Origin of the sequence: Synechococcus sp. GFB01 (assembly GCF_001039265.1) — a bacterium.
In the GTDB taxonomy this organism is placed as follows: Bacteria; Cyanobacteriota; Cyanobacteriia; order PCC-6307; family Cyanobiaceae; genus NIES-981.
In genome coordinates, this window is the sequence record NZ_LFEK01000033.1 from 20,820 (window position 1) to 38,900 (window position 18,081).

At 68.8% G+C, this 18,081-nt stretch carries 19 protein-coding genes, 1 tRNA gene and 5 pseudogenes; 14 read left to right on the top strand and 11 right to left on the bottom strand.

Annotation, left to right across the window (positions count from 1 at the left end):
- The first annotated feature begins 13 nt into the window (after positions 1-13).
- A pseudogene (locus SYNGFB01_RS05525) lies at positions 14-413 on the top strand (Rid family detoxifying hydrolase).
- On the opposite strand, the gene SYNGFB01_RS14835 reads toward SYNGFB01_RS05525, so the two are convergent.
- Positions 410-619, bottom strand: coding sequence for a hypothetical protein (locus tag SYNGFB01_RS14835; RefSeq protein WP_152669548.1), 210 nt, complete (start codon positions 617-619; stop codon positions 410-412). The pseudogene SYNGFB01_RS05525 and the gene SYNGFB01_RS14835 sit on opposite strands and share 4 nt — an antisense overlap.
- Positions 620-946: 327 nt before the next feature.
- On the opposite strand from SYNGFB01_RS14835, the gene SYNGFB01_RS05535 reads away from it, so the two are divergent.
- A complete protein-coding gene (locus SYNGFB01_RS05535) occupies positions 947-1,303 on the top strand; it encodes a Rid family detoxifying hydrolase (protein WP_048017283.1) in 357 nt (118 codons plus the stop codon).
- Here the strand turns inward: SYNGFB01_RS05535 and SYNGFB01_RS14840 are convergent.
- A complete protein-coding gene (locus SYNGFB01_RS14840; protein ID WP_152669548.1) occupies positions 1,300-1,509 on the bottom strand; it encodes a hypothetical protein in 210 nt (69 codons plus the stop codon). The two genes, SYNGFB01_RS05535 and SYNGFB01_RS14840, sit on opposite strands and share 4 nt — an antisense overlap.
- A 275-nt stretch (positions 1,510-1,784) precedes the next feature.
- Between SYNGFB01_RS14840 and SYNGFB01_RS05545 the strand changes: the two genes are divergently transcribed.
- Complete coding sequence (locus tag SYNGFB01_RS05545; protein WP_048017264.1) at positions 1,785-1,973, top strand: hypothetical protein; 189 nt, start codon at positions 1,785-1,787, stop codon at positions 1,971-1,973.
- A 40-nt stretch (positions 1,974-2,013) separates the two neighbouring features.
- On the opposite strand, the gene SYNGFB01_RS05550 is transcribed toward SYNGFB01_RS05545, so the two are convergent.
- Together SYNGFB01_RS05550 and SYNGFB01_RS05555 are read right to left on the bottom strand one after the other, a co-directional pair.
- Positions 2,014-2,406, bottom strand: a complete 393-nt coding sequence (locus tag SYNGFB01_RS05550) for a transglycosylase SLT domain-containing protein (RefSeq protein WP_048017265.1) — start codon at positions 2,404-2,406, stop codon at positions 2,014-2,016.
- Positions 2,407-2,507: 101 nt separating this feature from the next.
- Complete coding sequence (locus SYNGFB01_RS05555; RefSeq protein WP_152669549.1) at positions 2,508-2,816, bottom strand: hypothetical protein; 309 nt, start codon at positions 2,814-2,816, stop codon at positions 2,508-2,510.
- A 667-nt stretch (positions 2,817-3,483) separates the two neighbouring features.
- On the opposite strand from SYNGFB01_RS05555, the gene SYNGFB01_RS13105 reads away from it, so the two are divergent.
- Positions 3,484-3,891 carry a DUF1830 domain-containing protein gene (locus SYNGFB01_RS13105; RefSeq protein WP_072061568.1) on the top strand — a complete coding sequence of 136 codons (408 nt, stop codon included), beginning with the start codon at positions 3,484-3,486 and terminating at the stop codon, positions 3,889-3,891.
- 91 nt (positions 3,892-3,982) lie between these two features.
- Here SYNGFB01_RS13105 and SYNGFB01_RS14530 read toward each other — a convergent pair whose 3' ends face one another.
- The 4 genes and pseudogenes from SYNGFB01_RS14530 to SYNGFB01_RS05575 all read right to left on the bottom strand — a co-directional run bounded on the left by SYNGFB01_RS14530 (position 3,983) and on the right by SYNGFB01_RS05575 (position 6,134).
- The gene (locus tag SYNGFB01_RS14530) at positions 3,983-4,144 is read right to left on the bottom strand and encodes a hypothetical protein (protein WP_161795856.1); all 162 of its coding nucleotides are present in this window, start codon (positions 4,142-4,144) and stop codon (positions 3,983-3,985) included.
- A 78-nt stretch (positions 4,145-4,222) separates the two neighbouring features.
- Positions 4,223-5,094: pseudogene (folP, locus tag SYNGFB01_RS05565) on the bottom strand (dihydropteroate synthase).
- Positions 5,095-5,147: 53 nt separating this feature from the next.
- Positions 5,148-5,888: a triose-phosphate isomerase gene (gene tpiA / locus SYNGFB01_RS05570; RefSeq protein WP_048017267.1), complete on the bottom strand. Its 741-nt coding sequence runs from the start codon at positions 5,886-5,888 to the stop codon at positions 5,148-5,150.
- 30 nt (positions 5,889-5,918) lie between these two features.
- Entirely contained in the window at positions 5,919-6,134 is a 216-nt protein-coding gene (locus tag SYNGFB01_RS05575) for an RNA-binding S4 domain-containing protein (protein ID WP_200900065.1), read from the bottom strand.
- A 21-nt stretch (positions 6,135-6,155) separates the two neighbouring features.
- Between SYNGFB01_RS05575 and SYNGFB01_RS05580 the strand changes: the two are divergent.
- From SYNGFB01_RS05580 to SYNGFB01_RS05590, 3 genes and pseudogenes are all read left to right on the top strand, one after another.
- A pseudogene (locus tag SYNGFB01_RS05580) lies at positions 6,156-7,893 on the top strand (ABC transporter ATP-binding protein).
- Positions 7,893-8,222, top strand: a complete 330-nt coding sequence (locus SYNGFB01_RS05585; protein WP_048017269.1) for a hypothetical protein — start codon at positions 7,893-7,895, stop codon at positions 8,220-8,222. The pseudogene SYNGFB01_RS05580 and the gene SYNGFB01_RS05585 overlap by 1 nt, the downstream one beginning before the upstream one ends.
- 24 nt (positions 8,223-8,246) lie before the next feature.
- Positions 8,247-8,465 (top strand): DUF6447 family protein, encoded by a 219-nt coding sequence (locus tag SYNGFB01_RS05590; RefSeq protein ID WP_048017270.1) that lies wholly within the window; start codon positions 8,247-8,249, stop codon positions 8,463-8,465.
- 21 nt (positions 8,466-8,486) lie between these two features.
- Here SYNGFB01_RS05590 and SYNGFB01_RS05595 read toward each other — a convergent pair whose 3' ends face one another.
- Complete coding sequence (locus SYNGFB01_RS05595; RefSeq protein WP_048017271.1) at positions 8,487-9,167, bottom strand: DUF3386 domain-containing protein; 681 nt, start codon at positions 9,165-9,167, stop codon at positions 8,487-8,489.
- A gap of 57 nt (positions 9,168-9,224) precedes the next feature.
- Positions 9,225-12,535 (bottom strand): annotated as a pseudogene (gene carB / locus SYNGFB01_RS05600) (carbamoyl-phosphate synthase large subunit).
- An 80-nt stretch (positions 12,536-12,615) separates the two neighbouring features.
- Between carB and SYNGFB01_RS05605 the strand changes: the two are divergent.
- The 7 genes and pseudogenes from SYNGFB01_RS05605 (at position 12,616) to SYNGFB01_RS16260 (ending at position 17,140) form a co-directional block, all read left to right on the top strand.
- Positions 12,616-13,251 carry a DUF3318 domain-containing protein gene (locus tag SYNGFB01_RS05605; protein WP_048017272.1) on the top strand — a complete coding sequence of 212 codons (636 nt, stop codon included), beginning with the start codon at positions 12,616-12,618 and terminating at the stop codon, positions 13,249-13,251.
- Positions 13,244-13,639, top strand: a complete 396-nt coding sequence (gene rsfS, locus SYNGFB01_RS05610) for a ribosome silencing factor (RefSeq protein ID WP_048017273.1) — start codon at positions 13,244-13,246, stop codon at positions 13,637-13,639. The genes SYNGFB01_RS05605 and rsfS overlap by 8 nt, the downstream gene beginning before the upstream one ends.
- A gap of 8 nt (positions 13,640-13,647) precedes the next feature.
- The gene (locus tag SYNGFB01_RS05615) at positions 13,648-14,142 is read left to right on the top strand and encodes a CGLD27 family protein (RefSeq protein ID WP_048017274.1); all 495 of its coding nucleotides are present in this window, start codon (positions 13,648-13,650) and stop codon (positions 14,140-14,142) included.
- A gap of 40 nt (positions 14,143-14,182) precedes the next feature.
- Positions 14,183-15,153: pseudogene (locus tag SYNGFB01_RS05620) on the top strand (asparaginase).
- 30 nt (positions 15,154-15,183) lie between these two features.
- Positions 15,184-15,260, top strand: a tRNA-Met gene (locus tag SYNGFB01_RS05625).
- A gap of 240 nt (positions 15,261-15,500) precedes the next feature.
- Positions 15,501-16,088 (top strand): FAD-binding protein, encoded by a 588-nt coding sequence (locus tag SYNGFB01_RS16255; RefSeq protein ID WP_369795487.1) that lies wholly within the window; start codon positions 15,501-15,503, stop codon positions 16,086-16,088.
- 557 nt (positions 16,089-16,645) lie between these two features.
- The gene (locus SYNGFB01_RS16260; RefSeq protein ID WP_369795488.1) at positions 16,646-17,140 is read left to right on the top strand and encodes a GMC oxidoreductase; all 495 of its coding nucleotides are present in this window, start codon (positions 16,646-16,648) and stop codon (positions 17,138-17,140) included.
- Between the two features lie 167 nt (positions 17,141-17,307).
- Here SYNGFB01_RS16260 and SYNGFB01_RS05635 read toward each other — a convergent pair whose 3' ends face one another.
- Positions 17,308-17,550, bottom strand: a complete 243-nt coding sequence (locus tag SYNGFB01_RS05635; RefSeq protein ID WP_048017275.1) for a DUF2811 domain-containing protein — start codon at positions 17,548-17,550, stop codon at positions 17,308-17,310.
- Between the last annotated feature and the right edge of the window lie 531 nt (positions 17,551-18,081).

Consider the following 18,081-nt stretch of genomic DNA (forward strand, 5'->3'; position numbering starts at 1 on the left):
ATCTTCTCCCGGCATGAGCCCGACCCCTGAACCGCAGGCGATCGAAACCGGCGCCGCCCCGGCTCCCGTGGGCCCCTACAACCAGGCGGTGCTGGCCGGCAATCTGCTGTTCTGCTCGGGTCAGATCGGCCTCGATCCGGCCAGCGGTGCCTGGTGGGGGATGGCGACGTGGAGGCGGAGACACGTCAGGTGCTCGCCAATCTGCAAGCCGTGCTCGCCGCCGCCGGAGCCTCACCCCGGCAGGTGGTGCGCACCACCGTGTTCCTGGCTGACCTGGCGGATTTCGCCGGGTGAATGCCCTCTACGCCGAGGTGTTCGGCGGTGGCGTCTCGCCAGCCCGGGCCTGCGTGGAAGTGGCGGCGCTGCCCAAGGGGGCCCGTGTGGAGATCGACTGCATCGCCGTGCTGGGCTAGGCGGGATCCACGGGACAGTTGAGCAGGCTGGTGGCCTGCTCATCCACCGCACTGAGCCGCTGCAGGATCGTCTGCAGATCGAGCGCCGAGAGTTCGCCGTCCTGCCCCCACTTCAGGCAGGAGCGGGCCAGGCAGTCGCTGTCGGCTTCGGAGGTCTGCCCATCAGGGCGCTCAGACGCCGGACCGACAGGGGGGTGATCCAGCATGACCGCAGCCTCCATGTGAGGATTTCAACACTAGCGGCGCGTTTCACCCTTGCCAGGTGCAAAGCCCTGGGCGCATGCCACCCAGGCCGGCTCGATCAGCTGCGGGGCTGGGCAGTTCAGCGAATGCGACTCCTCACAGACACGCTGAAAACAGCGCCGGAGGGCTGCGTCGGGGGGCCTGCAAGGGTGACCAGTCCGTCAACTGTTCCCTGGCGGTGGTCAGTTGTGACAGGGATGGGAATTCTGTGGTCACTGATGGGACCCCGAGGTGCGCCATGTCCAGCCCACTGGGCGGCCAGGTGCGGTCGCAGGCGCTGTCCCAGCCAGCTGCCGGCCACGGTGCCCACCAGCACGGTCAGCAGATTGATCCAGGTGCCNTTCTGCTCGGGTCAGATCGGCCTCGATCCGGCCAGCGGTGCCCTGGTGGGGGATGGCGACGTGGAGGCGGAGACACGTCAGGTGCTCGCCAATCTGCAAGCCGTGCTCGCCGCCGCCGGAGCCTCACCCCGGCAGGTGGTGCGCACCACCGTGTTCCTGGCTGACCTGGCGGATTTCGCCCGGGTGAATGCCCTCTACGCCGAGGTGTTCGGCGGTGGCGTCTCGCCAGCCCGGGCCTGCGTGGAAGTGGCGGCGCTGCCCAAGGGGGCCCGTGTGGAGATCGACTGCATCGCCGTGCTGGGCTAGGCGGGATCCACGGGACAGTTGAGCAGGCTGGTGGCCTGCTCATCCACCGCACTGAGCCGCTGCAGGATCGTCTGCAGATCGAGCGCCGAGAGTTCGCCGTCCTGCCCCCACTTCAGGCAGGAGCGGGCCAGGCAGTCGCTGTCGGCTTCGGAGGTCTGCCCATCAGGGCGCTCAGACGCCGGACCGACAGGGGGGTGATCCAGCATGACCGCAGCCTCCATGTGAGGATTTCAACACTAGCGGCGCGTTTCACCCTTGCCAGGTGCAAAGCCCTGGGCGCATGCCACCCAGGCCGGCTCGATCAGCTGCGGGGCTGGGCAGTTCAGCGAATGCGACTCCTCACAGACACGCTGAAAACAGCGCCGGAGGGCTGCGTCGGGGGGCCTGCAAGGGTGACCAGTCCGTCAACTGTTCCCTGGCGGTGGTCAGTTGTGACAGGGATGGGAATTCTGTGGTCACTGATGGGACCCCGAGGTGCGCCATGTCCAGCACCTTTGTGATTCATGCCCGCCGCGACTGGACCTTCCAGCTCGTCTTGCTGGGAAGCCGCATGCGGCTGGAAGGCTGGTGCGATGGGCCGGAGGGCTGCTGCAGCGCCTGGATGCAACCCAACGAGGCACCTCACGAGGTGGCCGAACGGCTGATCGGACGACCAAGCTGCTGTCTGTGATCGATTGATCCAGAGCCGGCGCAGCCTGAGCGGCGACGGCTCAGGGTTTGCCCCCCCAGGGGCGCCAGCCCGACTGCCGGAACATCTCATAGGCCACGGCACTGTTCACCACCGGATCGAGCAGGCGCTCGGGCCGATCGATCCCCATGGCCGCAAGCATCCTGCGGTTGGCGGAGTAATGGATCTGGAACAGACCCAGGCAGGCTCCCGCACAACCGCGGGCCGTGGGCGAGAGGCCGCTCTCCAGCTTCGCCAGGCGGATGGCGCTGTCGTGGTGCTCCTGCGGCCAGACCTCACGGATCGCCGCGAGCACCGTTGCCTGGGACGACTCGTTGGCAAACGCGGCAGGAGAGCCTCCGCCCGCAGTCAGCCCCAGCACCACGCACGCTCCCGGAAGCAGGTGCCGTGCGGCACGGGGCAGGGGCAGCAGCATCGCGGTTTAGGCCGTTGGGGCGAAGGGTACCGATCACGGTCCCCCGAAGCCAGTGCGGGGTGATCAGGGGCAGGGGCGGCCCCGGCACAGGCAACGCCCACTCACCACCGACAGACGCGAGCTGCCTCACCCAGAGCCGCCAGGGTTTCAGGTCTGTGGTTGCGATCCAGAGAATGCATGATCAGATGCGATTCCAGAGCCAGAATAAGCGTATAACACTGATAATTTTCCTGCTTTTCGGCCAGTTGCTTGAGTCTGTGCGACTGCTGCAGTGCTGAACCGCACGACTGCTCATCCACCAGATCCACGCATCGATCGATCCAGGCGCGCAGACCCGCTGCACCATCTGCTGCCATGGCCGGAGAAAGACTACTGCCGATCAGGATCATCGCGGCAAGATAGACATACACACGCAGAGAAAAGCCCTGAAGCAGGGGGCCGGAAGGTCGCCCTGACTTCTCCCTCTCCACGCACCTGCCCCGCATCACCCTTGATCGCAACGTTACCAACAAACCTGCGGATCACCCCGCAACTGCCGCACCGCTAAGGATGCGCTGCCCGCGGTTGAGCTGCGAGTGACCGACACACGCAGGGAAGCGGTCGGCAGCTATGGGGTCGCGCAGCGGGCCGAGAGAACGCCCTTGGTTCGAGAGCGGGCGGTGCCTTGGCTGCCGCCGGCGATGTCGAGCGATCAGCGGCAGGCATTGCGCGACAGGGTGAGCGGCAACAGCGGCCTTCTGCAAGCGGTCAGGACTGCCGCCGACCCAGCCGCAGTGGTGCGATCGCAACGGCAAAGGGTTGTGTGATCACTTCCGAGAGCCCCATGAACGAGCAGGAGGACTGGCACGAGAGCGCTCGAGCGGGCGCGAGGCGATGGGCGACAGCGTCATCGGATGTTCGCGCCGGAGCCGGGTCTCGGTCTTCAGGCTCAGCCTGGAACCGCGCTGGGTGGCGGACCGGCACGGGACCGCAGAACCCCTTAGGAAGGAACACTCATTCATCGCCGGCGGTCGCCAGCGACACTGTTCGTGGGGATGGCCGATCGCAGGATCTGCAATGCCCCCTGCATCGCCTGTCATGACGGACCGGATTGGCGGTGAGGCGAGCGATCGCGAAACTGCGGCCTATGGCTATCGCAACGGCACCAACTCGATGGTCGTGCTGCGCTGCTGCGGGCCGGATCAGTTCTGCCTGGAGCGGGTGGTGTTCCCCTTCGAGATGGTGACCTTTCTGGCACCGCTGGAAAGCGAAGTGAGGATCTACGGTCCGACCGCACACGGCATGGAACTGATCAAGGAGGTCGCTCTCGAGGAGTTACGGCTTGAAACCCTGGGTGAGCCCCTGCATCGGCTGGAGCAGGGAACCCTGCGCGCGCGACTTCACGACCTCGAGGAGCGCTACGCCCGCGAGCCCAGCGAGGAGAATCGGCAGCGGCTCGTCGGGCACACACGGCTGATGCAGCGCTGGTTGCCGGGTCTGGCCTGACTGGCGAACCTGCCGCCAAGAAGGCGGAACCGCGCAACCCGGACCGAGGCCAGGCCGGCGATTCCGCCCGGATTGCCGGACAGCGCCGATGTCAGCCTCGCCAGGTGGGCAGCCCATCGGCGAACAGGGTGCCCCTCTGACGCCAGATCTGCTCCGGGGTGACCATCAGGCCGGCGGCCCGACAGAGCTGGGCCGCTTCCATGGTGGTTGCGGTGTGATGCAGGGCTTCGGCGAAGCGGGGATCCTCCCGCAACCGATGGCGCAGCGAGACGATGGCATCGGCCCCGGGGACCGGCGCCGCGAGCGTGCAGGACGCCAGTGCGACCTCCTCTCAGATTGGACTCATTCTAGATGGGGCGACCTGTGCACCGGGGTGATCGTCGCCCCCAGGTTCCGCCCCCACGGCGGCGGCCATCCGCGCCACCTGGGCGATCGGGCCCACGTCGTGCACCCGCAGCACCACAGCACCACGCACACCGCCAGAGCACAGACGGCCGCGGTGCCCCAGAGGCGCGCCCGCGGCCGGGGCTCATCAAGCACCGCACCGATGAAGCGCTTGCGCGAAGGACCCACCAGCAGGGGATGGCCCGGCACCGCCAGCTCCGGCAGGCACCGCAGCAGGGCGAGGTTCTGCTCGGTGGTCTTGGCGAAGCCCAGCCCCGGATCCCAGACCAACTGCTCAGCCCGCCCACCCGCTGCCAGGTAGCGATCCGTGGCCCGCTGCAGCTCCTGCCTCACCTCCGCCACCACATCGCCATAGGTCGCCAGGCCATCCATCGAGCGGCTGTCGCCGCGGCTGTGCATCAGCACATAGGGACATCCGGCCGCCGCCACCAGGGCCGCCATGGCCGGATCGCGGCAGCTGCCGTCCGGCGCACCTGGGGTGTGGTTGGCACCGCGCACATCGTTGATCCAGTCGGCTCCCGCGGCCAGGGCCGCCTCCGCCACGGCGGCATGGAAGGTGTCCACCGAGAGGGTGGCCGAGGGATGGGCTGCCCTGATTGCCGCCAGCGCCGGCAGCAGACGAGCCAGTTCGCCCTCCGATCCCACCTCCTCGGCGCCGGGGCGTGTGCTCTGGGCTCCCAGATCGAGCACGTCGGCGCCCTGGGCCAGCAGTCGGGCCGCCTGCCGCAGGGCCTGGGGCACATCGGTGATGCGGCCGCCGTCGCTGAAGGAGTCGGGGGTGAGATTGATCACCCCCATCAGCAGCGGGCGATCCCCCCAGCGGAAGCCGGGCTCGCCGCGCAGCGGGCTGATCACACCGGCGCGGGGACGCGGTAATTGGCGATGCGGGCAAAGCTCACCGGATCGAGGGATGCCCCGCCCACCAGCACGCCGTCAATCTCACTCTGGGCCATCAGCTCATCGATGGTGGCGGTGTTCACCGAGCCGCCGTACTGCACGGTCACGTTGGAGTTACCCACCCAACCGCGGATCAGCCCGCAGATGCGGTTGGCTTCCTCGGCCGGACAGGTCTTGCCGGTGCCGATCGCCCAGATGGGCTCATAGGCCACGATCAGCTGCGTGGGGTCGACCTCCTCGAGCCCCTGCTCGATCTGCCGGTGGATCACCCGCTCGGTTTCGCCGGCCTCGCGCTGATCGAGACTCTCGCCCACGCAGAGGATCGGAATCAGGCCGTGGCGCTGGGCGTTGCGGGCCCGCAGGTTGATCTGCTCGTCACTCTCGCTGTAGTACTTGCGGGGCTCGCTGTGGCCCACGATCGCGTGGCTCACGCCGTGCTCCACCAGCATCGGCGCCGAGATCATGCCGGTGTAGGCGCCCTGGTCCTCCCAGTGCACGTTCTGACCGGCGATCGCCACCCCGGCCCCCTCCAGATGGCGGCAGAGGGTGGGTATCGATGTGAAGGGCGGCGCGATCACCACCTGGCGATCAGCCGGCAGCTCGGCGATCAGGGGCCGGAAGGCCGCGGCGAAGCCCCGCGTCTCAGCACAGGTCATGTGCATCTTCCAGTTGCCAGCGATGACGATCCTGCGCACCGTTGCACCCCAAACGACGTGCGACTGAAACTAATCCGCCGGGCGTCGTGGCTCCCGCTGCCGCTGCTGGCGATTCACGAGCAGTTCATGGCCATCGAGACTCACCGCATCGCCCAGGGCCAGCTGACGGCCGCGCCGCGTCTCCACCAGTCCGTTGACACGCACGTCGCCTCGCTGGATGCGCACCTTCGCCTCGCCACCGGTGGCCACCAGGCCCTGGACTTTGAGGAATTGGTCGAGCTTCAAGGCCAGCATTAGCGTTGCCGCATGCTCGCACCCTCGCCGGCCGCTTCCGCAGGCTCTGGCCACTGCTGAAGCCCCACCGGCGGCGCCTGGCGGCAGGCGGCTGCTGCATCCTTGTCTATGTGGCCTGCTGGCCCGTGCTGGCCGCGCTGGCGGGCCAGCTGATCCCGGCCATCGGCAGCGGTGATCTCGGCAGGGCCCTGCAAAGCATCACGCTGGCGCTGCTGGTGTTCCTGGTGCAGAAGATCGCCCAGTTCGGCCAGGACACCCTGCTGGCGGGCCCGGCCCTGCGGCTGAGCGAGGCTCTGCGCCGCGATCTGTTCGCCCGCCTGCAGCGGCTCGATTTCGCCGCGCTGGAGACCCTCTCCGCCGGCGATCTCACCTACCGCCTCACCGAGGACGCCGACCGGGTGGGCGAGGTGATCTACAAGACGATTCAGGACACGATCCCCAGCCTGCTGCAGTTGATCGCGGTGCTGATCACGATGCTCTGGCTGGATCTGCCCCTCGCCCTGGCCACGCTGCTGCTCACGCCGCTCGTGGCACTGCTGGTGAGCGGCTTCGGGGCGCGCGTGATGGCGGCGGCCGAGCGCAGCCAGCATCAGGTGAGCGAATTGGCCTCCCTGCTGGCCGAGGCGATCGCCGGCCTTCCCCTGGTGCGGGCCTTTGCGGCCGAACCCTGGCTGCAGCAGCGCTTCGACCAGGAGATCGCCGCCCATCGCCAGGCCCGCTACCGCACCCTGAAATTGCTGGCCCTGCAGCACCCGGTGGTGGGTTTTCTGGAGGCGACCGGCATCCTCACCGTGCTGCTGCTCGGCGCCTGGCGCATCCAGGCCGGCGGCCTCGACGCCCAGGGGTTCAGCAGTTTCGTGGCGGCCCTGCTGATGCTGATCGATCCGATCAGCCACCTCACCACCAATTTCAACGAGTTCCAGCAGGGCCAGGCCTCGCTGCGGCGGCTGCGGGCGATCGAGGCCGAACCCTGCGAACAACCCGACCGGGCCGACTCCAGGCCGCTGGGCCCCGTGCGCGGCGAGCTGCGCCTCGAGGCCGTGCGCTTCGGCTACGACCCCGCCAAGCCGGTGCTGCAGCAGCTCGATCTGGTCATCCCGCCCGGCCAGCTGGTGGCCTGGTGGGTCCTTCCGGAGCGGGCAAGAGCACCCTCTTCTCCCTGCTGCTCCGCTTCCACACCGCCCAGGGGGGGCGGATCCTGCTCGACGGCCAGGATCTGGCGGCCCTGCGGGGCCGCGACCTGCGCCGAGCCATCGCCCTGGTGCCGCAGCGCAGCACGGTCTTCAGCGGCACGGTGGCCGAGGCGATCGCCTTCGGCCGCCAGGCCAGCGAGGAGCAGATCCGCCGCGCTGCCGGCCTGGCCAACGCCGCCGGCTTCATCGAGGCGCTTCCCGAGNNCTACGCCACCCGGCTGGAGGAGCGAGGCAGCAACCTCTCGGGCGGCCAGCTGCAACGGCTCGCAATCGCCCGGGCAGTGGTGGGCGATCCGGCGATCCTGCTGCTCGATGAGGCCACCAGCGCCCTCGACGCCGAAGCGGAGGAGGCCGTGCAACGCGGGCTGGAACAGGCGATGCGTGGCCGCACGGTGATCGTGATCGCACACCGGCTGGCTACGGTGCAGCAAGCCGACCGGATCGTGGTGCTCGATCAGGGCCGCATCGTGGAGCAGGGTCGCCATCAGGAGCTGCTCACGGCAGGGGGGCGCTACCGGGACCTGTGCAGGCGCCAGTTCATCGCCCTGGATCCCTGATGGCCTGGGAATACCGTGTGATCCACATCGACGTGGAACCGGGCCACCCGCCCGAGCCGCCCAGTCCCCGCAGCGACAGCGAGCGCCTGGGGGGTGCGCTCAGCCCGGAGTTCCTGCAGCGGGAGTTCCCCCAGCAATATGCGGAAACGCCAGGCCGACCCCGGCATCCCGCCGAGCAACTGCAATTCTTTCTCAACGCCCTCGGCAGGGAGAACTGGGAACTCACGCAAGCCACCCAGCTGGGACCGCTGCTGATGTTCATCTTCAAGCGGCCGCTGCCCCNGNCGCNGGGTGCGTTGCAGATCGCCGATCAGCCACCCGTATCCTGAGCCACGACCAGCCATGCGGATCCCGTGGAGACCTCCAGCCAGCCCCCCGTGCTCACCTTCGAAGGCAAGCGCTACGACCTCCAGTCCCTGCCTGACGATGTCAAGGAACTGGTGCGGGGGATGCAGGTGGCCGATGCGCAGCTGCGCATGCACGAGGACACCCTGAAGGTTCTGGCCGTGGGCCGCCAGTCGATGGCGATGCAGCTCAACGAGAAGCTCAAGACGATCGCGCCGCTTCCCTGAAACCAGCTGCGGCAGCAGGATTCAGCCCAGCGGTTCCAGGGCTTCGAAACGGAACACCTGGAGGCCGGCGGGGGTATCGGCGCAGGCCTCTGTCTCCACGATCCGCTCGCTCAGCACCCAGGGGCCGCTGCCGCCTAGAGGCACGAAGCGATCGCTGAACCGGCTCAGGCCGCCGCGGGCTGCTCCGGTGGCGGGGTCGGCGTACTGGCTGGTGTAGCCGCGGCTGAGGTAACCGCTGCCGGTGTCGGTCACGCTCTCGGTGAAGATCGTCACCACGGTGCCGTGGATGTGGCGGTGCACCATCGTCACCACGTTGTCCTTGATGCGGTAGCGATCACCGGCGTTCTTGCCGCCGACGATCACCTCGGTGCCCACCGCGTCGGTGTCACCGGCGGTGAAGCTGTTGTCGCCGTGAACCTGCTCGAAGCTGCGGCGCACCCGGTGGATCGCCACCTCCCACAGCTGGGAGGCGATGGCCTTGTGCACGTCCGGATCGGCGATGCCCTCCACGCTGGCCTTGAGGTCGGCCCCCACCTCAAAGGTGCCCTCCACCCGGCGATCCCCCTGCTCCCAGATGCAGCGGCCGCGGTATCCGCCGAAGTCGCTCTGCCAGGTGTAGCGGTTCTCATAGGCGGCGCGGAAAGCGGCCGTGGCATCGCAGCCCGGGGCGAGCAGAGCGGGTGCCTGGGGGGTGGCGGTCACGACGGAACGGGCAGCTGCACTGACCCTAGGTGCCGGGCGCGGTCCTCCGGCCGCAGCTCAGGCGTGGATGTCCTGCAGGGCGTTGATCTCGAGGCGCTGCTGCTGCAGTGCCGCGATCGCCTCCACGGCGGCGCGGGCACCGGCCAGGGTGGTGACCGTGGGCACGGCGTAGTCGAGGGCGGCGCGGCGCAGGTACTTGTCGTCGAAGGCGGCCTGGCGGCCGATCGGTGTGTTGATCACCAGCTGGATGCGGCCGGAGCGGATCGCGTCCTCGATGTTGGGACGGCCTCATGCACCTTGAGGATCGGTTCCACCGCGAGCCCCCGATCTCGCAGCGCCGCAGCGGTGCCGCTCGTGGCGATCAGGCTGAAGCCCAGCTCCGCCAGTCGCTTCGCCACGGGAACCAGGGCCGGCTTGTCGCGGTCATGGGTGGAGAGAAACACCATGCCCCCGGTGGGCAGGGCCTCGCCCGCCGCCAGCTCGGCCTTGCCGTAGGCCATGCCGAAGCTGCCCGCGATGCCCATCACCTCGCCGGTGCTGCGCATCTCCGGACCCAGCAGGGTGTCCGAGCCCGGGAAGCGCTTGAAGGGCAGCACGGCCTCCTTCACCGTCTGCAGCGGAGGCCGGGGCTCCTCGGTGAGACCCAGCTCCGCCAGGCTCTGGCCTGCCATCACCCGGCTGGCCAGCTTGGCCAGGGGCACGCCGGTGGCCTTGGCCACGAACGGCACCGTGCGCGAGGCCCTCGGGTTGGCCTCGATGATGAACACCCGTTCCTGGCCATCGCTGCCGCGCTGCACGGCGAACTGCAGGTTGATCAGGCCGCGCACATCGAGCGCCAGGGCCAGGTCGCGGCTCCAGCTGCGGATGGTGGCCAGGGCCGCCTCACCGAGGCTGACCACCGGCAGGCAGCAGGCCGAGTCGCCCGAATGGATTCCGGCCGGCTCGATGTGCTCCATCACCCCGCCGATCACCACGGCGCCGCTGCCGTCGGCGAGGGCATCCACGTCCACCTCCACTGCGTTCTCCAGGTACTGATCGATCAGCACCGGGTGGTCGGGCTCAACGGTCACGGCCTCGGCCATGTAGCGGTTGAGCTCCGCTTCGCCGTAGACCACCTCCATCGCCCGGCCACCGAGCACATAGCTGGGCCGCACCACCACGGGATAGCCTACCCGCTCAGCCACGGCGCGGGCCTCGGCCTCGCTGCGGGCCAGACCGTTGCGGGGCTGGCGGATGTCGAGCCGGCGCAGGATCGCCTCGAACCGTTCGCGGTCCTCGGCGGTGTCGATCGATTCGGGCGACGTGCCCCAGATGGCGGTGCCGGTGGCCAGGCCCGGCGGCGAGGCCAGCCAGCGCAGCAGCGGAATCGCCAGCTTCAGGGGCGTCTGCCCGCCGAACTGCACGATCACGCCCTCCGGCTTCTCGGCCTCGATCACGTTGAGCACGTCCTCGAGGGTGAGCGGCTCGAAGTAGAGGCGGTCGGAGGTGTCGTAGTCGGTCGAGACGGTCTCGGGGTTGCTGTTCACCATCACGGTGGCGAAGCCCGCCTCCCGCAGGGCGAAGGAGGCGTGCACGCAGCAGTAGTCGAATTCGATCCCCTGGCCGATGCGGTTGGGACCACCACCCAGGATCATCACCTTGCGGCGGTTCTCGGGCTGCACCTCGCTCTCCGGCGGCACGAGCTCCAGCTCGCCGGCGCTGTTGAACCGTTCGAGCGGCCGCTCGTAGGTGGCGTAGTGATAAGGCGTGCGCGAGGCGAATTCCGCCGCGCAGGTATCCACGGTCTTGAACACGGCGCTCACCCCCAGCGCCTGGCGGCGGGCGCGCACGGTGAGTTCGTCGTTGCCGGTGGCCCAGGCGAGCTGGCGGTCGGAGAAGCCCTGCTGCTTGAGCTCGAGCAGCGCGGCGGCATCGAGATCGGCGAGACCGCGGCCGCGGAGCAGACGCGCCTCGGTCTCCAGGATCCCCCTCAGCTTCGCCAGGAACCACGGATCGATCGCCGAGAGCCCGTGAATCTCCGCATCGCTGCGCCCCGCGAGCATGGCGGCGCGCACCGCGAAGATCCGCTCGGGCGTGGCGGTGCGCAGAGCCCGCTCCAGCTCGGTTGGATCCCAGCCGCGATCGGGCCGATCGCAGCCCCAGCCGGCATGGCCGGTCTCCAGGGAGCGCAACGCCTTCTGGAACGATTCCTCGAAGCAGCGGCCGATCGCCATCGCCTCACCCACCGACTTCATCGAGGTGGTGAGCACCGCCGGGCTGCCCTGGAACTTCTCGAAGGCGAAGCGCGGAATCTTGGTGACCACGTAATCGATCGTGGGCTCGAAGCAGGCCGGCGTGGCGCCGGTGATGTCGTTGAGGATCTCGTCGAGCGTGTAGCCCACCGCCAGGCGGGCGGCGATCTTGGCGATCGGGAAGCCGGTGNCNTTGCTGGCCAGGGNNNCCGAGCTGCGGCTCACCCGGGGGTTCATCTCGATCACTATCACCTCGCCGTCGGCCGGGTTGATCGCGAACTGGATGTTGCTGCCGCCGGTGTCCACGCCGATCTCGCGGATGATGGCGATGGCCTGGTCGCGCAGACGCTGGTACTCACGGTCGGTGAGGGTCTGGGCCGGGGCCACGGTGATCGAGTCGCCGGTGTGCACACCCATCGGATCGAGGTTCTCGATCGAGCAGACGATCACCACGTTGTCGGCGGTGTCGCGCATCACCTCCAGCTCGAACTCCTTCCAGCCGAGCAGCGACTGCTCGATCAGGATCTGGCTCATGGGGCTGGCCTCGAGACCGGTCTTGCAGATCGCTTCGTATTCCTCGGGGTTGTAGGCGATCCCACCGCCGCTGCCGCCGAGGGTGAAGGCGGGGCGGATGATGCGCGGGAAGCTGCCGATCACCTCCCCCACGGCGCGGGCTTCCTCCATGGAGTTGGCAATGCCCGAGGGGCATACGGCCACGCCGATGCGCTCCATGGCCTCCTTGAACAGCAGCCGGTCCTCGGCCTTGCGGATCGCGGCCAGGTTGGCCCCGATCAGCTCCACGCCATGCCGCTCGAGGGTGCCGTTCTCCGCCAGGGCGACCGCCAGGTTGAGGGCGGTCTGGCCGCCCATCGTGGGCAGCAGCGCATCGGGCCGCTCGATCTCGATCACCCGGGCCACCACCTCGGGGGTGAGCGGTTCGATGTAGGTGCGATCCGCCATGTCCGGATCGGTCATGATCGAGGCGGGGTTGCTGTTGACCAGCACCACCTCGAAGCCCTCGGCCCGCAGGGCCTTGCAGGCCTGGGTGCCGGAATAGTCGAATTCACAGGCCTGGCCGATCACGATCGGTCCCGAACCCAGCAGCAGGATGCGACGCAGATCCGTGCGACGGGGCATGGTCGGGTGTCCGGCAGCCAAACCCGCCAAGCCTCTCACGGGGGATGGCTAACGTGGGTCTTGTCCGATCTCCCGTGTCCATGAGCGAACTCCAGCGCCTCAAGGGGCTGCTGCCTCCGGAAATGCAGAGCTGGGTGTTCGTGGAAGCCGCGGCCTCGGTGGATCCGCCACTGATCACGATCGAGGAGATCGGGCGCGATGAGATCGAGATCCAGGTCGACCTGGAGAAGTGGGACGCGCTGGCGATCGACCACCGCAACCTGCTCTTCTGGCATGAGGTGGGACGGATCCAGAACGATGCGGTGCCCCGGGACGGCTGGGAGATGGCTGCGCTGGCCATCGGTCTGGGGGGAGCCATCGGTGAGCTCTGGGTTCAGGATGGCCTGCTGCTGCTGATGGCACTGGGTCTTTCGGGCTTTGCCGGCTATCGCCTCTACCTCAAGAACAATTCCGAGAAGCGCCTCCAGGATGCGATCGCTGCCGACGAGCGGGCCATCGACCTGGCCTGCCGCTTCGGCTACAGCCTTCCCAACGCCTACAAGAGCCTCGGCGGCGCCCTCAAGGAGCTGGTCGAGCAGACCCGCAAGAAGAAGAAGCGCGCCTTCTACGAAGACCGCCTCGAGGCCCTGCGCAAGAGCGCCGGCAAGGCCCGGGCCGAGATGGCCCAGCAACAGGGGTCTCGCCAGTCGGTGACCAGCGAGAACGTGTATGGCTGATCTCGACAGCAGGGGGCTGGCGCTGCTGGCGGCCGAGGCCTGCGATGACCGCAAGGCGGTCGACATCCGCATGATCCGGGTGGAGGAGGTCAGTTCCCTGGCCGACTGGTTCGTGATCTGCAGCGGCCTCTCCGACGTGCAGGTGCGCGCGATCGCCCGCTCGGTGGAGGAGAAGCTCGAACTGGAGGCGGGCCGGCTGCCCCTGCGGCGCGAGGGCCAGAGCGAGGGCCGCTGGGTGCTGCTCGATTACGGCGAGGTGATCGTGCACGTGCTCACCCCCAGCGAGCGGAGCTACTACGACCTGGAGTCGTTCTGGGGCCACGGCGAGCAGGAGCGCTACCTGGGCTCGGCGGCCACCAGCGGCTCCGGCGCGGCGGCACCCTCCTGAACCTGAGCATGGATGCGACAGGCCCCTGCCCGGTACCGGCCGAGCAACAACCCCTTCGTCAGTACGAGGAGCTCTGCCGCTCCTGGTTCTTCGCCTGGCCCAGCCACAGCCTCAAGGGCCTGCTCCAACCCCTGGCGCTCAGCTGGCTGCTGGTGCTGCCGCTCACGCTGGTGATCGCCAGCGGCAGCTGGGTGCTGCGCCACGATCCGGTCCGCCTGGTGGCCGCGGCGATGGCTGCGGCGATCGCCCTGCCCACCNTGCTGCTGGTGCGCCAGTGGCTCGGCTGGAGCACGGTGCACCAGCGGCTGCTGCGCGAACGGGTGGAGTACGAGGAATCGGGCTGGTACGACGGCCAGGTGTGGGAGAAGCCCCTGGCCTGGCGCCAGCAGGATCTGCTGGTGGCCCAGCACCAGGTGCGGCCCGTGCTGCTGCGGCTGCAGCAGGCCATCGGCCTGGCGGCGGTGCTGATGCTTCTGGGAGCGAGCCTCTGTCAGGCTCTCTAACGGGCTGCCTGCTCCCGGCCTGGCCCACCGGTCCCTGGACATGACCCTGAGCTCCAGCCTTGGCGTCGGTGGCCGCGGCAGCGTTGCCCCCCTGGAGGTGCGTCTGCTGCGCAACGGCATCAGCGAATCCCGCCATCGCGTTCACGCCGTGGTGTGCGACAGCCGTGGTCGCGTGCTGATGCGCGCCGGCGACCCCCAGTATCTGAGTTTCATCCGCTCGGCCCAGAANCCCTTCCAGGCCACGGTGTTCGTGAGCAGCGGCGCCGCTGACCAGGCCCAGTGCGGCGACCGCGGCCTGGCGATCGCCTGCGCCTCCCATGCCGGCACACCCGCCCATGCCCGCGAGGCCTTCCGGCTGCTCTGGACGGGCGAGATCGAGCCGGAGCGGCTGCAGTGTCCGGTGCCCAGCGGCCGCAACAGCCCGCTGGAGCACAACTGCTCGGGCAAGCACGCGCCTTTCTGTCCACCTGCCGGCGCATGGGCTGGAGTCCGGAGAGCTATCTGCAGATCGAGCACCCCCTGCAGCAGCAGGTGCTGCAGCGCACCGCCGAGCTGCTGGGGCTGCCCGCTGCCGAGCTGGTGACCGCCCGCGATGACTGCGGGGCACCGACCGTGCAGCTGCAACTCGCCCAGATGGCCCTGCTCTACGCCCACCTCGGGGCGGGCACCGAGCCGGTGCTGGAGCGTCTGAGCCGGGCCATGCTGGCCCACCCCGAACTGGTTGCGGGGGAAGGCCGGTTCGACACCGAGCTGATGCGCAGGGGCCATGGCCAGGTGATCAGCAAGGGCGGCGCCGAGGGCATCCAGTGCCTCAGCCGGGTGGGCGAGGGACTGGGGGTGGCCATCAAGGTGGAGGATGGCTCGGCCCGGGCGAAGCAGGCGGTGGCCCTGCATCTGCTCGAGCAGCTCGACTGGCTCACGCCCATGACCCTTGAGGATCTGCGCCAGCAGTTCGCCAGGCCGGCGGAGCACCTCAGGCTCGAGGTGCAGGGCGAACTGCGCTTCGAGTGAGCACCCCGGCTGGTATGGTTGTGGAGTCACCGCGGGGTAGAGCAGTCTGGTAGCTCGTCGGGCTCATAACCCGAAGGTCGGTGGTTCAAATCCGCCCCCCGCCACCATCTCCAGAGAAGCCTCCGCCCAGTCGGAGGCTTTTTTGTTGGCCGTTTCCTGGTTGCTCGATTGACTGTTCTCTTGGCTGCTGTTGTTGATGTCATGGTCGCGCAGATCGATTCGCTGAAGTCAACCGATGCGAGGCGGGCAGCACAGGGGAACCCGGGGTTCCGCGAGGAGACGTCTGTGGCCATCGCCAGCCAGGGCCCGGGCCTGCCGCAGCGGGCGCGCGGCACCGCCGGATCTCGATGACAGTCCCGGTCGACGCGATCGTGGTGGGATCGGGCGCCACCGGTGGGGTGGCGGCGCTGGTTCTGGCCGAAGCCGGGCTGCAGGTGCTGCTGCTGGAAGCCGGCCCGGCCCTCAGCCCGCGCCAGGCGCGGGGCTCCGAGCCGCTCAACAGCCTGCGCCGCCTGGCCCATCTCAGCAGTGGCCGTCACCGGCTGCAACGCCACCACCCGGGCTACTGGAAGCACAACCCCGAGCTGTTCGTCGACGAGCGCCGCAACCCCTACTCCACCCCCCCCGACCAACCCTTCCTCTGGAGCCGCGGCCGGCAGGTGGGCGGCAAGAGCCTCACCTGGGGCGGCATCACCCTGCGGCTGAGCGACTTCGAGTTCCAGGCCCCGGCCCTGGATGGGGCTGGACCGGCCTGGCCGATCGGCAGCACCGATCTGGCACCGTTCTACACGCGGCTGGAGCGGCTGCTGGGGGTGCACGCGCCCGCGACGGACTGCCGCAGCTCCCCGATGGGGACTACCGGCCGCCGCTGCCGTTCACACCGGGGGAGCAACGGCTGGGCCAGGCGATCGAGCGGGAGCTCGGCCTGCCCCTGATCCACTCGCGCGGTTTCCGTCTGCACCGCGGCGATGGCTGGCCGGCCTCCAGCAGCCCGGGCAGCACCCTGCCAGGCCCTGGCCACCGGTCGGGTGGCACTGCGCAGCGGCGTCGTGGTGAGCCACCTCGAGGGCAAGGACGGCGATGGCGGGCGCAGCGTGGTGGTGGTGGATGGGGACAGCGGCCGCCGGGAACGATTCACGGCGCCGCTGGTGGTGCTCTGCGCCTCCACGATCGAGAGCCTCAGGATCCTGCTGCTCAGCCAGAGCGAGGGGACGCTCCGCGATCCCTCCGGTCGGCTGGGCCACTGCCTGATGGATCACATCTCCACCAGCCGCTTCTTCGCCCTGCCTGGTGTGCCGGCGGCCGCGGCGGCATGCGAGCTCTCGGGTGCCGGCAGCTGCTTCATCCCCAACACGGTGAATCTCAGCAGCCCCGACGCGAGGGATTCCGCGGCGGCTATGGCATCTGGACAGCCCTGCAGCGCTTCGACCCACCCACCCTGCTGCAGCGCCGTCGCGGCGAAGCNGCGGGCTTTCTGATCGCCCATGGCGATGTGCAGCCCGACCCGACCAACCGGGTGACCCTCAACCCCGCTCTGCTGGATGCCTGGGGCCTCCCCACAGCCCATATCGCCTGCCGCTGGAGCGACAACGAGTGGCGCATGGTGGAGCACATGCACCGTCGCATGGAGGCGGTGGTGAGCGCTACGGGCGGGACGATCCTGCCGATCGAAGAGCTCTTCGTGCTGCCGCTGCTGGAGCCATGGATCCGCTCCAGTTTCGCCGTGGGCAGCGACCCGCCACCCCCGGGCTACTACATCCATGAGCTGGGCGGTGCCGCCATGGCCGCAGCGCCGGAGCGTGGCGTGGTGAATCCGCTCAACCAGTGCTGGGCGGCACCCGATGTGCTCGTGGTGGATGGGGCCTGCTGGCCGGCGGCGGGATGGCAGAGCCCGACCCTCACCGAAATGGCGATCACCTGGCGGGCCTGCGCGGCAGCGGCCGAGCGACTGCGGCGCGGTGAGCGTGGCCTGGCCGCGAATCCCTAGGGCTCTGTCAGGGGCTGCCGACAGGATCCGGCCACTGGTGTGCACGGGCACAGTTCGCCCGGGCTGGTATCCGCACAATGACGGGGCGACCTTTAACCGGGTCGGGCAAGGGAGAACCGGGGCGGAGGCTGGCACCTCCGCCTTTTTCATGCCCCTGGCCCGAGCGATCAGCGGCTGGAGAGGCCGCTCAGATACGCCTGGGTCACGCTGGCGTCACTGCAGCCGTTCTGGAACAGGAAGCCGGCCAGCGCCGAGGTGATCAGCCGGTACTGATCCCAGTTGGGGTGGCTGCGGATGAAGTCCCGCATCCCATCGAAGAGCACCTCCGGCACCTCGGCCTCGAGGCTGATGCAGGGGACTGTCTCACGTCCACCGGCCATCGCCACCATCGCCTCGCCATCGTTCGCCATCTCCGCCGCCCCTGAGACCTCGTGTGCCGGCCCACTACGCCACACCCTCAGCAGGAGCGTCAACGAACCCGTTACAGAGCCACGAACGACGGATTGCAGCTTGAGACCGATTCTCCTCACTGGGATGTCGCGCAGACCCACGCCAGGGGGAGGCGGGCCAGCAGAGCGCCACGAAGGCTGTCAAGACGAGCCTGAACAGAACCGGCCAATCCCCAGAACAGCCCCCAGAAGCCGCCGCTCTGGCCCAGGCCTGTGGAAAAAAGGATCGATTTCTGGGGAAAACGAGCGCCACATGGGGAAAGCCCCGATCCATCAGCAGCGTTGATCGGCGCGATTCTCCTGAGACCCGCAATTCAACGAGACGGCCGAGGCGAAGCGGATCACCCGCTTTTCTTCCGCTTCACGTTGCTTCCGCTTTACAGGGAGGCGCGGCGCAGCGTGCTCGGACCCAGCGGATGGTCGGCGTGCGGGTAGGGGTGGTGGTGATGCGCATGATCCCCATGCTGATCGTGCTGCTGGCCCAGGGGAAGC

Bases quoted from the DNA above. Each gene is read 5' to 3' on its own strand.
- SYNGFB01_RS05545 (WP_048017264.1), top strand. From the start codon at position 1,785: ATGTCCAGCACCTTTGTGATTCATGCCCGCCGCGACTGGACCTTCCAG.
- SYNGFB01_RS16255 (WP_369795487.1), top strand. From the start codon at position 15,501: ATGACAGTCCCGGTCGACGCGATCGTGGTGGGATCGGGCGCCACCGGT.
- SYNGFB01_RS05605 (WP_048017272.1), top strand. From the start codon at position 12,616: ATGAGCGAACTCCAGCGCCTCAAGGGGCTGCTGCCTCCGGAAATGCAG.
- rsfS (WP_048017273.1), top strand. From the start codon at position 13,244: ATGGCTGATCTCGACAGCAGGGGGCTGGCGCTGCTGGCGGCCGAGGCC.
- SYNGFB01_RS05550 (WP_048017265.1), bottom strand. From the start codon at position 2,406: ATGCTGCTGCCCCTGCCCCGTGCCGCACGGCACCTGCTTCCGGGAGCG.
- SYNGFB01_RS05635 (WP_048017275.1), bottom strand. From the start codon at position 17,550: ATGGCGAACGATGGCGAGGCGATGGTGGCGATGGCCGGTGGACGTGAG.
- SYNGFB01_RS13105 (WP_072061568.1), top strand. From the start codon at position 3,484: ATGACGGACCGGATTGGCGGTGAGGCGAGCGATCGCGAAACTGCGGCC.
- SYNGFB01_RS14840 (WP_152669548.1), bottom strand. From the start codon at position 1,509: ATGCTGGATCACCCCCCTGTCGGTCCGGCGTCTGAGCGCCCTGATGGG.
- SYNGFB01_RS14835 (WP_152669548.1), bottom strand. From the start codon at position 619: ATGCTGGATCACCCCCCTGTCGGTCCGGCGTCTGAGCGCCCTGATGGG.